Genomic DNA, 14,451 nt, shown 5'->3' with positions numbered 1-14,451 from the left:
GTCCCTCAAAAACGGACACGCTTTTTATCTTTTTTCCCGATCCTTCCCGATATCCCGATGGGTGATTTGCGTATCAAAGCCCTGCGCCCGCAGTGCTGATGCCAGCAGGCAGGCAAAAGTCACCGAGCGGTGTTGACCACCGGTGCAGCCCACGGCAATCTCGACATAGCCCTTGTTCACATCTTCGTAATAGGGAATCACGCTGGCGATCAGCGCTTTCAGCCGCTCAAAATAATCTTGGGCCGCCGGGAATCCCATCACATAATCCCGCACCGCCCGGTCTTCGCCGGTCAGATGACGCAGCTCTTTTTTATAGAAGGGATTAGGCAGAAACCGCGCGTCGAAGATGAAATCCGCCGAAATCGGCACCCCATATTTATAGCCGAAGGACATGAGCTTGACCTGAATGGTTGCGCTCAGCTTTTCCCGCTCGAGCAGCGATAAAATGCGGTGCTTCAGATCGGCCAGCTTTAAATCCGTCGTGTCGATAATATAGTCCGCCTGTTCGCGGATCGGCGCCAAATGGTCTCTTTCCAGCTGGATCGCCGCCAAAAGTCCGCCCGCCTGGGCAAGCAGCGGATGTCTTCGCCGGGATTCCTGATAACGGCGCACGAGCACCTCGGCGTCGGCTTCGAAAAAAAGCACCTCTACCTCGGACAGATCACGGTGCATCTGCTTAAAAAGCCCCTGAAAATTCGCGCTGTTCATGCTGCTGCGAATATCGGTGACCACCGCGAGTTTCTCGATCTCTGAATCACCGGACCGGCAAAGTCCCACAAAGGTTGCCACCAAATGCACCGGCACGTTGTCGACACAAAAAAAACCGGCATCTTCGATAATATCGATGGCCATAGATTTGCCGGCACCGGACAAGCCGGTCACAATTAAAGTTTTCATTTTAGTTTTCTTTCTGATTTTTCAGCAGCGCGGCCCGACGCTTCTGCATTGACAATCTGCGCCACCGGCACGCCGGCCGCCATCGCCGCGTCAATTGCCGGGGCCACATCGGCCACCCGATCGACGCTATGCGCGTCGGAATTGATGGCAAATCGCCCGCTGAAGCCCATCACCTGCCGCAGTTCTTCCGCATTCAAATGATGATGCCGGGGATTGATTTCCAAAATCACATGCTTCTCGGCGGCTTTTTTCGCCACTGCTACCACATCGATGGGGCACTTGTCCCCGGGATGGGTGATCATCTTCAGATCGTAGCGGTCTAACATCGCGAGGTAACACCGCGTGTTTGCCGCTCGGGTGCGCTTTGTCATCCAGGGGCAAATCCGCGTCAGATAATTGCGCAGTTTCAAAGTGAAAAAATCGCGAAAACCCTTGGGGACATACACCCAGTGGTACCCGGCATAAATAAAATCGCAGTAACGCCGCTCTTCCTCACCAATATCGATGGTCCCGTCCGCCCCGATAATGTTCGCCTCCACCGAGAGATAAATTTGAATATCGTCGTACTTCACATTCAAATCGTCAATGATGGCGCGCATTTTCCTGAAATGCCGGGGCTTGACCCCGTAAAGCGGGTGAGAGCGCCCGTGATCCGAGATCGCAATGGCCGCGAGCTCCAGAGCCCTGGCCCGATCCACCATCTCTTCGATGGTGTTCCTGCCGTGGCTGAAGGTCGTATGGGTGTGCAGATCGGCTGTGATTCTCACAAAGCGGCCTCTTCCCCGATGGTGATCACCTCGGTTTTGAGCTCAACGCCGAACCGGTCGCGCACCGCCGCCTGCACCTGACCGATCAACGCGAGGATATCCGCCGCCGTGGCATTATCGGCATTGATCACAAAGCCGCTGTGCTTTTCGCTGACCTGGGCGCCGCCGACGCGATACCCCTTCATGCCCGCATCCTGGATGAGCTTGCCGGCGAAATGCCCCTCCGGCCGCCGGAAGGTGCTCCCCGCGCTGGGGAAATTCAGTGGCTGTTTGTCCCGCCGCCGCCGGTTGAAATCCTTCATCCTGGCCGCAATTGCTTCCGGATCCCCCGCCGCAAGCTTCAGTACCGTACTCACCACGATCCAATCGTAATCCTGCACCACACTGTGCCGGTAACCGAAATCGCAGTCCGCGCCGGCGATGGTCCTGAGATTGCCTGTCTCCGTGAGCACGGTGATCGATTCGACAATGTCCTTCATTTCGCCGCCGTAGGCTCCAGCATTCATCACAATGGCGCCCCCCATCGAGCCGGGAATACCCGCGGCAAACTCCATGCCTGAAAGCCCATGCGCCAGCGCTTCGGCCGCGACCCTGCGCAGAAGCGCCCCGGCATAAACCGTGACCCGATCTCCGCTCGTAACGATCTGATCCATCCCCCGGGTCTGAATGATAACGCCCCGGAAGCCACCGTCCCGCACCAATAAATTGGAGCCGTTGCCGATGAGATAGGACGGAATTTTTTCGGTCCGGCAAAAGCACATCACATCGATAAATTGCTCGATGGTTTCCGGCCGCACCAGAAAATCCGCCGGCCCGCCGACGCGAAACGAAGTGTGATCTTTCATCAACGTATCGGTTAAAACGTGATCGCTGCCCAAAAGCGACATCAGGCGATCGCGAATGGTTTGTTTATTCAAAGTTCTTCTCCTCTGGATGATTAGTTAAGTATTATAGCATCGTGAGTTTAATGGAAAATTAAACGGCCGCCGCCCTGCCGATGCCGGCTTTTGCTTTCACAGCCAAAACACTGATCCCGCCGCTCCCTGGTCGTCCGCATATCGGCTGACGGATCGCAAAAATACCCGGCAAAAAAAGAAGCCCCGCAAAGGGGCAAAAGAGCGTCGGATGCGTCTCGGTTCTGCAAAGGCATCACCCAAAGGCCTTCAAAGACCCGTCATGATCCGCTCACCATGAAATCCAGCCGCCGGGATTGCCGATTGCCGTTTTAGCGGCCGGTTTTTTATAGGGCATGGGCTCGGCGGCAATGCACCCATTAGCCAACACCGCCCGGGGATGGTCCGTCATCAGGCGCTGCCAGGCATCCTTCCCGATCAGCTGCCCGCCGACCGCCGCCGCTTCGGGATAAAGGGCATAGCCCTCCACCTGATGGGCGTCGCTGGCCATTAGCTGCACCATCTGGTGTTCCAGCATGATTTTAAGCGTCGCCGTCGCCGTGTGGTCGTAATAATCCAGCAGGCTCAGGTAATTGCCCTGAATCAAAGTGCCCGCCGCCATAAAATCCAAAAGCACATTGGGATCGTCCTGCACAAAGTCATAGCGCTCGGGATGCGCCAAAATCGTCTTTTTGCCCATCTGATGCAGCCGATGCATAAAGTTCTGAAGGGCCAGCGCTGAGCCGCCCTGACGTGTCGTCTCGATCAGATAATAATCCGTCGCACCGATGGTCCGAAACTTTCCCGCGCCAAAAACCCGCACCAGATCGTAATCGTAGAGCAACTCGTTGCCGGCAATCAGCCTGACGGGCACCTTGTCTTTGAGCAGGGCCGTCTCGATCTCGGCCATGCGCCGATCACAAAGCGCCGGTGCGGCCGTATAACCGCGATACGTCATGTAATGGGGTGTCAGCACCAGCGTGTCAAACCCCAGGGACACCGCCTTTTCGATCATGGCGAGGCTGTCCGCCAGATTTTCCGCACCGTCATCCACGCCGTAAAGCACATGATTATGCATATCGATCATCGTCTCACCTCTTTGAATTTGATTGCCGTCAGGTCGTTGCCGCGCAGGTCAGCACATAAACCGCTGCCGCACCGCTTGCCTTGAGTGCCGAAGCGCAGGCCCGCAGCGTCGCGCCGGTGGTCATCACATCATCGACGAGCACCAGCCGTTTGCCGGCTATCCTTTGATCCGGATTCACCCGAAAGGCCCCGGCCACGTTTTGCAGACGAAAGGCCCGCTCCGTACCCAGCTGATGGGGCGTGTCTACCGAGCGCTGCAAACCATGCTTCCACACGGGCAGAAAAATGCCTGCCTCCCCCAGCGAGGCCGCCACGCCTTCGGCCAGCAAAGCGCTTTGGTTATAACCCCGGCTGGCCAGTCGGTTGGCATGCAAAGGCACCGGCACCAAAGCATCGACCGCGCGCAGCCATTCACAGGCTGCGGCCGCTTTTCCCATTTCACGTCCGGCCCAAAGGGCCAGCTGCCGCCGCCCGTCAAACTTAAAGCTATACATCAGACGGCTGGCGCTTTGGCCGTAAACCAGCCAGGTGAAGCCGCCGTCAAAAACCGGGGACATCTCCCGGCGGCATTCCGGGCAAAGCACCGCCACATCGTCCACCAGCACCCGGCCGCAGCCTTTGCACACACGTCCCGTCGCCCGGTGTAAATCTTCCTCACAGCGGCTGCAAAGAAAACGTCGCTCATCAAAGAGCACTCTTCCGCAAATCGGGCAGCTGTCGTTGTCCGAAAAAACCAGCCGGCTCAGCCAGCGCGCCATTGCCTTTACCGTTTTCATAGCTTTATCGCCTCGTAGCAGGCGATTCGCGCCTTAAGCCCGGTGCGCCGTTCCCGGCTGGATCCTGCTCGAATCATCCGCACAAAATGATCGAAATTCCCCACGAGAATGATCATGCGTTTGGCCCGGGTCACACCGGTGTAAAGCAGCTTGCGGTTGAGAAACATCGGCGAGCCGCCCACCATCGGCATGATCACCACCGGGAATTCGCTGCCCTGGCTTTTGTGCACCGTCATGGCGAAGGCGTGGGTCAGCTCGTCCAGCTGTTCAAAATCGTAGTGCACCCATTTGCCGTCACTAAAGCGCACCGTCACCACCTTGGCCTGGGTGCTGATATGCATGATCTGGCCGATGTCCCCGTTATAAATGCCTTCCCCTTCGTCGACGGCCTCCCGGTCTTCCCATCGCAGCTGATAATTATTGCGCACCTGCATCACCTTGTCGCCCTCGCGAAAAACGATCGGCCCCAGGGTGCGCTCGTTCTTATCCGGCCCCGGCGGATTGAGCACTGCCTGCAGCTGCTGATTGAGATGCGCCACGCCGATGATGCCCTTTTTTATGGGCGAAATCACCTGGACATCCCGATCGCTTTCAATGCCGAGATTGTCCCGCAGCCGCCACTGCATCAAATCCAAAATGGTTTGAGCGATATCCTCCTGAGAGCTTTTGCGCATGAACACGAAGTCCGAATGATTATCGATCTCCGGCACGATGCCGTCGTTAATCGCCCGCGCATTCACCGAGATCATGCTCTTTTCGCTTTGGCGATAAATATGTTCAAGCCGTACCACCGGCACCGCGCCGCTTTCGATCAAATCCGAAAGCACGTTGCCCGGCCCCACCGAAGGCAACTGATCCGCATCTCCCACGAGAATCAGCCGTGTCCCGATTTTAATCGCCGACAGCAGACTGTCCATCAGTGTGATATCGATCATCGAGGCTTCGTCGACAATCAGCGCGTCGGCTTCAAGGGGGTTGTCTTCATTGCGTTCAAAACTGGAGAAGGTTTCATCGTCGGAATAGGTATATTCCAACAGACGGTGGATGGTCTTGGCCGCCTCGCCGGTGGTCTCCGTCATGCGCTTGGCGGCCCGGCCCGTCGGCGCTGCCAGCAGCACCGATTGCTGCATACCCTTTAAAATGGTTAAAATTCCGTTAATGATGGTGGTCTTGCCAGTGCCCGGCCCTCCGGTGATGATCGCCACCCCCTGGGCAATGGCCGTGCGCACCGCATCGGCCTGCACCGCGTCGAGCTTGATCTGCATCGCCTGCTCGTAATCGCTGACGGCCCGATCGAGATCGACACCGCTTTTTTGAGGCGCCTCTCCAGAACCAGCCACCAGCTGAGTGATCACCAGCGCCGTGTGATCTTCCGCCTCATAAAGCCCCATGGGATAATACACGGTCTGCCCGTCGATCTCGTCGGCGTGCATCCCGCCGGAGAGCACCAAATCGGCCATGGCCATCTCGATGGCCTCCCGGGGAACCCCCAAAAACCGCTCGCTGCTCTCAAATAACTCTTCTTCCGTCATATAGGTATTGCCCCGGGCATAGCACTCCCGCAGGCTTTGCACCACACCGGCGCGCACCCGCTTTTCACTGGTCGTCTCGAAGCCCAGCCGCGCCGCCAGCTGATCCGCCACTTTAAAGCCGATCCCCCGCACATCCTTCACAATGCGATAGGGATCCTCCAGCAAAACGCCGACCGTCGCCTCATGATAGACCGCGTAAAGCTTAAGCGCCGTCCGCGAGGAGATGCCGTATTCCTGGAGCTCCATCAAAACATTACGCACTTCCCGCTGCTCTTCATAGGCTGCCATCATCCGGGCCAGGGTTTTCTTTCCGATGCCATGCACCGACAAGAGTGCCTTTGGGTGATGGTCGAGCACATCCATGGTTTTATCACCGAAGGTCTGAACGATTTCGAGAGCAATTTTTTCCCCGATACCTGGAAGCAGCCCGCTGGATAAATAGCGCACCAATCCTTCTTCGGAGGTCGGCAGGTCGATGCGGTAATTTTCCATCTGGAACTGATGGCCGTAGGTCGGGTGCTCCCGCCAGATGCCCTCCATCGCGAGAAAAATGCCCATCTGCGGCGATTCCATGGTGCCGACCACCGTGACCATTTCGCCGTCCACGTCGAAATCCGCCACGGTGTAGCCGTTCTTCTCGTTATGAAATACAATATGTTCCAGGGAACCTTTGAGCCTGTCCATGCCGACCTCCGTTTCTGTGATTTTATTATACCCAAAGTCACCCGGCGTGTAAATCGCCGGCCGCCCTTCGCTGTGATTATTTCCTTTTGGGAAGCATTTCATCGCTTGACACCCGATGCCAAAACTTATATACTGTTTAAAAATATTCGGAATCCAACGCAAGAGCAATAATCGTGAGGTTATTGCTCTCTCTGTATCCGGTGGATTCAATCGTTTCCGTATCGTTTTTCCGTACATTCCCAACCCATTTAAGCAAGGAGAAAATATGGCACAATTTTTTGACGAACCGTCCCGCACTTTTAACGAATATCTGCTTGTTCCCGGCTATTCCTCCGCCGAATGCATCCCCGACAATGTCGACCTCAAGACTCCGCTGGTCAAGTTCAAAAAAGGCGAAGCTCCGGCGCTGTTCATCAATATCCCCATGGTTTCCGCCATCATGCAGTCGGTCTCCGGCGAAAAGATGGCCATTGCCCTCGCCCAGGAAGGCGGCATCTCTTTTATCTACGGCTCCCAGTCCGTCGAGGACGAAGCGGAAATGGTCGCCCGGGTCAAGGCCTATAAAGCCGGCTTTGTGCCCTCTGACACCAACCTCTCTCCGGAAGACACCATGCAGGACTGCCTGGATATCAAGCAGCGCACCGGCCACTCCACCGTCGCCATCACCAGCGACGGCACCGCCAACGGCCAGTTCCTCGGCATTGTCACCAGCCGGGACTACCGCGTCAGCCGCATGGATCCGGCCACCAAAGTCAAAGCCTTCATGACCCCCAAGGACAAGGTCGTCTCCGCACCGGAGGGCACCACCCTCAAAGAAGCCAACAACATCATCTGGGACAACAAGCTCAACACCCTGCCGATCATCAACAAGGACGGCACCCTTGCTTATTTCGTTTTCCGCAAAGATTATTCTGTGCATAAATCCAACCCGCTGGAGCTGCTCGATTCCAAAAAGCGCTATCTTGTCGGCGCCGGCATCAACACCCGGGATTATGCCGAACGGGTGCCGGCCCTCATCGACGCCGGGACCGATGTACTCTGCATCGACTCCTCTGAAGGCTTTACCGAATGGCAGCGCCTGACCCTCGGCTGGATCCGCGAGCACTACGGGGACCGCGTCAAGGTTGGGGCCGGCAACGTGGTCGATGCCGAAGGCTTTCGCTTCCTGGCCGAAGCCGGAGCGGACTTCGTCAAAGTCGGGATCGGCGGCGGCTCCATCTGCATCACCCGCGAACAAAAAGGCATTGGCCGCGGCCAGGCCACCGCAGTGATCGAAGTGGCCCGCGCCCGGGATGAATACTACAAAGAAACCGGGGTCTACATCCCCATCTGCTCCGACGGCGGCATCGTGTACGACCATCATATCACCCTGGCCCTGGCCATGGGCGCCGACTTCGTGATGCTCGGCCGCTACTTCTCCCGCTTTGACGAAAGCCCGACTCGAACCGTCACCATCAACGGCAACTATATGAAGGAGTACTGGGGCGAGGGCAGCAGCCGCGCCCGCAACTGGCAGCGCTACGACATGGGCGGCAAGAAGGAGCTCTCTTTTGAAGAGGGAGTCGATTCCTACGTGCCCTATGCCGGCAGCCTGCACGACAACGTGACCGGGACGCTCTCCAAAATCCGCTCCACCATGTGCAACTGCGGCGCCCTCAGCATTTCCGACTTCCAGCAAAACGCCAAGCTCACCCTGGTCTCCGCCACCAGCATCACCGAGGGCGGCGCCCACGATGTTATCCTCAAGGACACCAATGTTCAGCCCATCCGCTAAACTTTTTGCAACGACCTGATCCCTCTATGATCAGGCCGTTTTTGTATGTGGAAAACCATACCTTCTACGTGATTTCTTCAAAATAAAAAAGCCTGCAGGATCCCCTGCAGACCAAAATTTGACAAATATTAGATTGCGTTAGTCCTCAAGTCGAATTAACGCATCAATGATATTTTTCTCCAGTTCCTTTTGCTGTGTTGCGGTGAGCTCATTGGAAGTTCTCACAACCAAGGTACCAATAACCATGTGAGAGCCGGATGAAAGTGCGCCACTTCCATCAAATGATGCGAGATATTTCTCTCTCGCTTTGGCGTCTTTTTTCGTTTTATAGGCCTCAATTACCGCGCCACCATTAACTCCCGCTTCAACAGGCGACATATCTTTATAGTAATCATCTGTAACTAAAGATGATTTCATCGCAATATAGGAAGTGTATCCATCAGACTTACCCAATAGCTTATTGGGATCATTTTCTTCTGTAGCCGTTTCAACGTTTGTGATCGTACCTACCGTTTTAGCACGTTCGATTAAGAATGCTTCTTTCGGATTGGTTACCTGCTTCAGTTGTTTTACACTGTTCTGATACGCCCTTGCTGTCGTTTTTACTTTTTTCGTAACCTTTACATAGGCATCATCGTCTTTAGCTCCGTCCGCACTTGCAATGGCTTTCTCAAGGTTCTTTTTGGTTGCGGCATCATAGGGCTTTCCCGTTTTTTCAATCAATTCATTCGCAGAAGAAACCGCTGTCTGCATTTCCTTCTTTGCTTCAGATCCACACCCGGTCAGCATTGATATTGCTAACATTAAACATACAATGACAGCGAACTGTTTTCTTGCCGAACTCATTTTCTCTTGCTCCTTTCAATCGTTATTATTACAACTGTATTAAATAATAGCAAAGATTATATTTAACACTTTCATTACAGCTTCTTAAATGAATTTTTTTCTGGTACCTATCGACGCCTTCATGATTTTTTAAGACTATTTCTTCCGGCAATCATCCCGATCAAACCGAGAATCGCGTCATCAATCGGGCCGGGAGCCAGATCAATCGGCGACGCGATGTAAATCACTAATGCCACCAGCAAAATAATCTTCCACTTATTGTCCATCTCAGTACTTTCCCCTCTCCAGCTCTTTTCGAATGGTTTCAATTTTCTTATCGCTTCGGGTATCCCGGCCGTCTTTATTCCGAATTGTACCGGCAGATAGGCCGTGCTTTTTCTCAAAGCTGCCGACCGTGCAGTCGCCCCGTGTTTTTCTGGTTTTTTTCATCGCTTGCACTCCTTTAATTTTTACAAGATTCATGGATCGTCTTTATTTATTATAGCTTAACTACCCCCCCGCAAGCGTTTTCGCTATTTTTTGTCCGCAAAAAGCTTTTTCTTTTTCATACCGTCGATAAACACTCGCCGGCATTTTACGCCAATAAAAAAAGGATCCATTGAAAATGAATCCCCAGCACCCCGACTGACCTGGTCTTTGCCCCCACACCCGCCAGCTGGAAGCTTAGCTTGATATTATCTTACGCCCCTTCTCTCGCCGCAGCCTCGCAGAATGCAAAGCCGCGCGGCTGGACTTACATCTAGGCCGCACCATGATCGTTTTATTTGCTTTTTTGGTTAAACTTACGTGGATCGTTTTGCCTGCGACTGGCTTCGACTTACAACCACAGCTCGGGATAGCTTTATTATAGAAAACCAAATGATTTCTGTCAAACGCAAAGGCAAACATTTTGAAAATGTTTGCCCTTGCGTTTTATGCTTCTTTAACACCTGCAATCATTTCGGATTCGGCAGTGGCACGTTCATCCTGAACAATTTTGATCATCAGGGCGTTTTCCACCCGGCGTTTTTCAATCTCACAAGAAACGTCATAAGGTTCCATCACCGTGTGATTAAAATTCCAGGCATTGGCATGACAGCCCCCGCCGCAGAAATAACGGCACCAGCACTCCCTGCAGGCCTCCTTCTTCAAGAGATTGGCGCCCATAAAGGTCTCCTTGATCTGCGGGTTGGTAATCCCCTCGTCCACGTTCCCCATGATAAAATCGTCGTTGCCCACAAATTGATGGCAGGGATAAATCGTGCCCTGGGGCGTTACGGCCACATAGTCCCGGCCGGCGCCGCAGCCCGAAATGCGCTTATACACGCAGGGGCCGGCGTCCAGATTCACCATGAAATGATAAAAAAGATAGTCGAGGCCCTTGGCTTCTTTGTCGAGATAGGCCAGCGCCAGGCGATCGTATTCCGCCTTGATCCTATCGACATCTCCCTCGAGGATCGCGTAGTTTTTGGTTTCATCGGTGACCACCGGCTCCACGGAGACCGAGCGAAACCCCTGCTTCGCCAAGAATTCCACATCCTTTCCGAAATCGAGATTGTTTTTGGTGTAGGTCCCGCGGACATAATATTCCTTGCCGCTGGCCTCGCGCAGGGCAGCCATTTTTTTGATATTCTCAATAATGACATCAAAGGAACCGCCGCCGCTCACCGTTTTGCGCATATGATCGTTCACGGCCTTGCGCCCGTCGAGACTGAGCACCACATTGTTCATATTGTCGTCGATCCAGCGCATGTTCTCATCATTCAGCAGCACGGCATTGGTGGTCATCGTAAAGTTAAAGCGCTTGTTATATTCCTTTTCAAGGCTGCGCCCATAGGCCACCAAATCTTTGACGACCCTAAAATTCATCAGCGGCTCCCCGCCGAAAAAGTCCACCTCGAGGTTGTGCCGGTTTTTGGACTGGGCCACCAGAAAATCGAAAGCCTTCTTGCCGACTTCCAGGGGCATCAGATCCCGGTCGCCGTTAAAATCCCCCTGGGAGGCAAAGCAATAGGCACAGCGCAGATTGCAGTCGTGGGCCACATTCAGACACATGGATTTAATCAGATTGTAGTTCTGATAGACCATCGGATCGTAATCATCTTTCGCATAAAGCATGCCACCTGCTTCAAGTTCGGCGATCTCGTCCACGGCCTCTGCCAGTTCATTCAGATCGTAACGGTTTTGCCATTTGGCGACAATCGCCGCTTTGTCGGCGAGCTTGTAATCGTCCAGAATGTCGTAGGTCATCCGGTCGACGGAGAGCAGGGTGCCGCTGGCCACGTCGAGCACGATATAATAACCGTTGAGATAAAATTTATGGATCATTGGGTTCCTCTTCTTGTTTTAGCGTTCCTCTGGTTAGCGTTATCAAAGGGCGTCGAACATAAAAACAGGCAGACCGGACAAATCCGCATCTGCCTGTTTGGCGCTGACGTCATTCAGATTTTACTGAACGTTTTTGCACTGCTGATTCCCAACGGTGCAGGAGGTTTTGCAAGCTGACTGGCAGGATGTCTGGCATTCGCCGCAGCCTTTGTTCTTCGTATCACAAAGACGGCCCTTGCTGATAATCTTTACGTGTTTCATGATGATACCCCTTCCTTTGTTCCTCTGTGATGCTTATGCGTTTTCGGATTCTGACGCTGTGTCCGTCGCTTCCGGCTGTTCGGCCGCCGGCTGATCCTGCGGTTCCGCCGCTTTTGAAGCTTCCGCCTCTTCCGCTTCTGCGGGCGCGTCGGCTTCTTCATCCTGCGCGGTGATCACCTTGACAATGGACTGCTTGCGGATCATCACCTTTTGGAAATCCGGCAAGAGCTCCAAAACGACGTTTTCGTCATCCAACGCGTTAATAATACCATAAAATCCGCCGGCTGTCATGACTTCGTCGCCAATTTTCATATTGGCCAGCATATCATTCACTTTTTTCTGCCGCTTGCTCTGCGGGCGGATCATCACAAAATATAAAAACACGGCCAAGATGATGACCGGCAAAATATTAACCAATGGATTTCCCTGCATTTTCATAAACTCCTATCTTTTCAATTCCGTATTGGCAAAAAACCGAGTCGCGCAACTCCAGCACAGCATCGTTTCGGATCGCTTCCCGAATTTTTTCCATTAGTTTAAGTGTAAAATATAAATTATGATATGTCAACAACCGCGCGCCCAATATTTCCTTGCATTTAATCAGATGGCGCAGATAAGCCCGGGTGTGATTGCGGCACACATAGCAGTCGCATGCCGGATCCAGCGGAGAGAAATCCGCCTGATAAACCGCGTTGCGGATAACCTTCTTGCCCTCGGATGTCATAGCGGTGCCGTTTCTCGCGATGCGCGTCTGGAGCACGCAGTCAAACATGTCGATGCCGCGGATCACGCCCTCAATCAGCGCGTCCACCGAACCGACGCCCATCAAATAACGGGGCTTGTTCTCCGGCAAAAGCGGCGTTGTCACGTCGAGCATGTGATACATCTTGTCGTGGCTTTCCCCGACGCTCAGCCCGCCGATGGCGTAACCCGGAAAATCCATGGCGACCAAATCCGCAGCGCTCTTTGCCCGCAGATCGTCAAACATGCCCCCCTGCACAATACCAAACAGCGCCTGTGCATCCGGACGCTTGTGGGCCGCCTGACAGCGTGCCGCCCAGCGCGTCGTCATGGCCGTGGATTTTTTCGTATAAGCATAATCCGCGTCGGCCGGCGCGCATTCATCGAAGCACATGATAATATCTGCCCCGATGACGTTTTGCATGTGGATGGACTTTTCCGGCGTCATGAAGTGACGGGAACCATCCAGATGAGAAACAAAGTGCACGCCTTCCTCGGTGATCTTGCGCATCGGCCCCAGGGAGAACACCTGAAAGCCGCCGGAATCGGTGAGAATCGGCTTGTCCCAGTGCATGAAGCGGTGCAGCCCGCCGGCTTTGGCCATGATGTCTTCTCCCGGGCGCAGGTAAAGGTGATAGGTGTTGCCCAGAATGATCTGGGCCCCGATGTCTTCAAGCTCCCGATTGTTCATGGACTTCACCGTGGCCTGGGTGCCCACCGGCATGAAGATCGGCGTTTCGATCTCGCCGTGGTCGGTGATGATGCGGCCGAGCCGTGCCCCGGTGTATTTATCTTTTTTGATCAGTTCGTATCGAAACAAAACGCTGCTCCCCTGTGTTAATATAAAAACATGGCGTCGCCAAAACTGAAAAAGCGGTAATTTTCGTCGATGGCGTGTTGATAGGCCGCGAGGATTTTTTTTCGATCGTAAAAGGAAGACACCAGCATGAGCAGCGTGGACTCGGGCAGGTGAAAATTGGTGATCAGCGCGTCCACCACCTGCCAGTGAAATCCCGGATAAATAAAAATGTCCGTGCTGCCGCCGGCCGCCACGATTTTTCCGTCGTGATCCCTGGCCACACTTTCCAGCGTGCGCACAGTGGTGGTGCCCACAGCGATGATCCGACCGCCAGCCGTTTTGGTCGCCGCGATGGCTTCGGCCGTTTCTTTCGGCACGAGATAACGCTCCGAATGCATGTGATGCTCGCGGATGTTTGCGGCCTTTACCGGGCGGAAGGTGCCGATCCCCACGTGCAGCGTCACCTTGGCGAGGCCCACGCCCTTGGCCGCAATGGCGCCGAGCAACGCATCGGTAAAGTGAAGCCCCGCCGTCGGGGCCGCCGCCGAACCATCGTGTTCGGCATAAACGGTCTGGTAACGGCTTTGATCCTCGAGGGTTTCATGAATATAGGGCGGCAGCGGCATCGTGCCGATAACGTCTAAAATAGCCTCAAACACCCCGTCGTATTCAAAACGAATCACCCGCAGCCCGCCGTCGACGGTTTTCTCGATGGTGCCGCGCAGCACCCGTGCGCCCGCCGCATCATAAAAATCCAGCGTCGTTCCCGGCCGCGCCTTGCGCCCGGGCTTCACCATGGTTTCCCAGCGATAATCGTCCAGACGCGTGAGCAACAAAAGCTCCACCCTGGCCCCGGTGTCGGCCTTCCGGCCGAAGATGCGCGCCGGCAGGACCTTGGTATCGTTCATCACCAGGAGATCGCCGGGATTCAGATAATCAATGATGTCGTGAAAATGCCGGTCCTCAATCGCGTCCGTCGCGCGGTTGATGGCCATCAGCCGGGAGTCGTCCCGCTTTTCGGCCGGCGTCTGGGCGATCAGCCGCTCCGGCAAATCATAATAAAAATCCTCTGTTCGTAAAGTTTCCAA

At 54.4% G+C, this 14,451-nt stretch carries 16 protein-coding genes; 2 read left to right on the top strand and 14 right to left on the bottom strand.

Annotation, left to right across the window (positions count from 1 at the left end; all coding sequences use genetic code 11):
• Window positions 1-24 precede the first annotated feature (24 nt).
• The 6 genes from rapZ to recD2 all read right to left on the bottom strand — a co-directional run bounded on the left by rapZ (window position 25) and on the right by recD2 (window position 6,635).
• The gene (gene rapZ, locus HMPREF0721_RS01095) at window positions 25-897 is read right to left on the bottom strand and encodes an RNase adapter RapZ (protein ID WP_006597669.1); all 873 of its coding nucleotides are present in this window, start codon (window positions 895-897) and stop codon (window positions 25-27) included.
• Window positions 894-1,664 (bottom strand): PHP domain-containing protein, encoded by a 771-nt coding sequence (locus HMPREF0721_RS01090; protein WP_006597668.1) that lies wholly within the window; start codon window positions 1,662-1,664, stop codon window positions 894-896. Before HMPREF0721_RS01090 ends, rapZ begins: the two co-directional genes overlap by 4 nt.
• Window positions 1,661-2,551, bottom strand: coding sequence for a UDP-N-acetylmuramate dehydrogenase (gene murB, locus HMPREF0721_RS01085; protein WP_040640138.1), 891 nt, complete (start codon window positions 2,549-2,551; stop codon window positions 1,661-1,663). The genes HMPREF0721_RS01090 and murB overlap by 4 nt, the downstream gene beginning before the upstream one ends.
• A 298-nt stretch (window positions 2,552-2,849) precedes the next feature.
• Window positions 2,850-3,644, bottom strand: a complete 795-nt coding sequence (locus HMPREF0721_RS01075) for a tyrosine-protein phosphatase (RefSeq protein WP_006597665.1) — start codon at window positions 3,642-3,644, stop codon at window positions 2,850-2,852.
• Between the two features lie 28 nt (window positions 3,645-3,672).
• A complete protein-coding gene (locus tag HMPREF0721_RS01070; RefSeq protein WP_006597664.1) occupies window positions 3,673-4,419 on the bottom strand; it encodes a ComF family protein in 747 nt (248 codons plus the stop codon).
• Entirely contained in the window at window positions 4,416-6,635 is a 2,220-nt protein-coding gene (gene recD2 / locus HMPREF0721_RS01065; RefSeq protein ID WP_040640136.1) for an SF1B family DNA helicase RecD2, read from the bottom strand. Before recD2 ends, HMPREF0721_RS01070 begins: the two co-directional genes overlap by 4 nt.
• Before the next feature lie 265 nt (window positions 6,636-6,900).
• Here recD2 and HMPREF0721_RS01060 point away from each other — a divergent pair, with 265 nt between their 5' ends.
• A complete protein-coding gene (locus HMPREF0721_RS01060) occupies window positions 6,901-8,409 on the top strand; it encodes an IMP dehydrogenase (RefSeq protein ID WP_006597661.1) in 1,509 nt (502 codons plus the stop codon).
• 138 nt (window positions 8,410-8,547) lie between these two features.
• Here HMPREF0721_RS01060 and HMPREF0721_RS01055 read toward each other — a convergent pair whose 3' ends face one another.
• The 4 genes from HMPREF0721_RS01055 to scfB all read right to left on the bottom strand — a co-directional run bounded on the left by HMPREF0721_RS01055 (window position 8,548) and on the right by scfB (window position 11,562).
• Window positions 8,548-9,255 (bottom strand): hypothetical protein, encoded by a 708-nt coding sequence (locus tag HMPREF0721_RS01055; protein ID WP_006597660.1) that lies wholly within the window; start codon window positions 9,253-9,255, stop codon window positions 8,548-8,550.
• A gap of 119 nt (window positions 9,256-9,374) precedes the next feature.
• Window positions 9,375-9,521, bottom strand: coding sequence for a hypothetical protein (locus tag HMPREF0721_RS12030; protein ID WP_006597658.1), 147 nt, complete (start codon window positions 9,519-9,521; stop codon window positions 9,375-9,377).
• A 1-nt stretch (window position 9,522) separates the two neighbouring features.
• Window positions 9,523-9,684 carry a hypothetical protein gene (locus HMPREF0721_RS01050; protein WP_242821839.1) on the bottom strand — a complete coding sequence of 54 codons (162 nt, stop codon included), beginning with the start codon at window positions 9,682-9,684 and terminating at the stop codon, window positions 9,523-9,525.
• A gap of 483 nt (window positions 9,685-10,167) precedes the next feature.
• The gene (gene scfB / locus HMPREF0721_RS01045; RefSeq protein WP_006597655.1) at window positions 10,168-11,562 is read right to left on the bottom strand and encodes a thioether cross-link-forming SCIFF peptide maturase; all 1,395 of its coding nucleotides are present in this window, start codon (window positions 11,560-11,562) and stop codon (window positions 10,168-10,170) included.
• On the opposite strand from scfB, the gene HMPREF0721_RS12025 reads away from it, so the two are divergent.
• Entirely contained in the window at window positions 11,554-11,739 is a 186-nt protein-coding gene (locus HMPREF0721_RS12025) for a hypothetical protein (protein WP_006597654.1), read from the top strand. The genes scfB and HMPREF0721_RS12025 overlap by 9 nt on opposite strands.
• Here the strand turns inward: HMPREF0721_RS12025 and scfA are convergent.
• The 4 genes from scfA to queA are packed head-to-tail and all read right to left on the bottom strand — an operon-like array spanning window position 11,683 to window position 14,451.
• The gene (gene scfA / locus HMPREF0721_RS11390; RefSeq protein WP_083798117.1) at window positions 11,683-11,823 is read right to left on the bottom strand and encodes a six-cysteine ranthipeptide SCIFF; all 141 of its coding nucleotides are present in this window, start codon (window positions 11,821-11,823) and stop codon (window positions 11,683-11,685) included. The genes HMPREF0721_RS12025 and scfA overlap by 57 nt on opposite strands.
• A gap of 33 nt (window positions 11,824-11,856) precedes the next feature.
• Entirely contained in the window at window positions 11,857-12,255 is a 399-nt protein-coding gene (gene yajC / locus HMPREF0721_RS01040) for a preprotein translocase subunit YajC (protein ID WP_050786932.1), read from the bottom strand.
• Window positions 12,233-13,384 carry a tRNA guanosine(34) transglycosylase Tgt gene (tgt, locus tag HMPREF0721_RS01035; RefSeq protein WP_006597651.1) on the bottom strand — a complete coding sequence of 384 codons (1,152 nt, stop codon included), beginning with the start codon at window positions 13,382-13,384 and terminating at the stop codon, window positions 12,233-12,235. The genes yajC and tgt overlap by 23 nt, the downstream gene beginning before the upstream one ends.
• Before the next feature lie 17 nt (window positions 13,385-13,401).
• The gene (queA, locus tag HMPREF0721_RS01030) at window positions 13,402-14,451 is read right to left on the bottom strand and encodes a tRNA preQ1(34) S-adenosylmethionine ribosyltransferase-isomerase QueA (protein WP_006597650.1); all 1,050 of its coding nucleotides are present in this window, start codon (window positions 14,449-14,451) and stop codon (window positions 13,402-13,404) included.

Source organism: Pseudoramibacter alactolyticus ATCC 23263, assembly GCF_000185505.1.
GTDB lineage: Bacteria > Bacillota > Clostridia > Eubacteriales > Eubacteriaceae > Pseudoramibacter > Pseudoramibacter alactolyticus.
The sequence above is the reverse complement of the archived record's forward strand: the minus strand, read 5'-3'. Positions and strand labels throughout refer to the sequence as shown.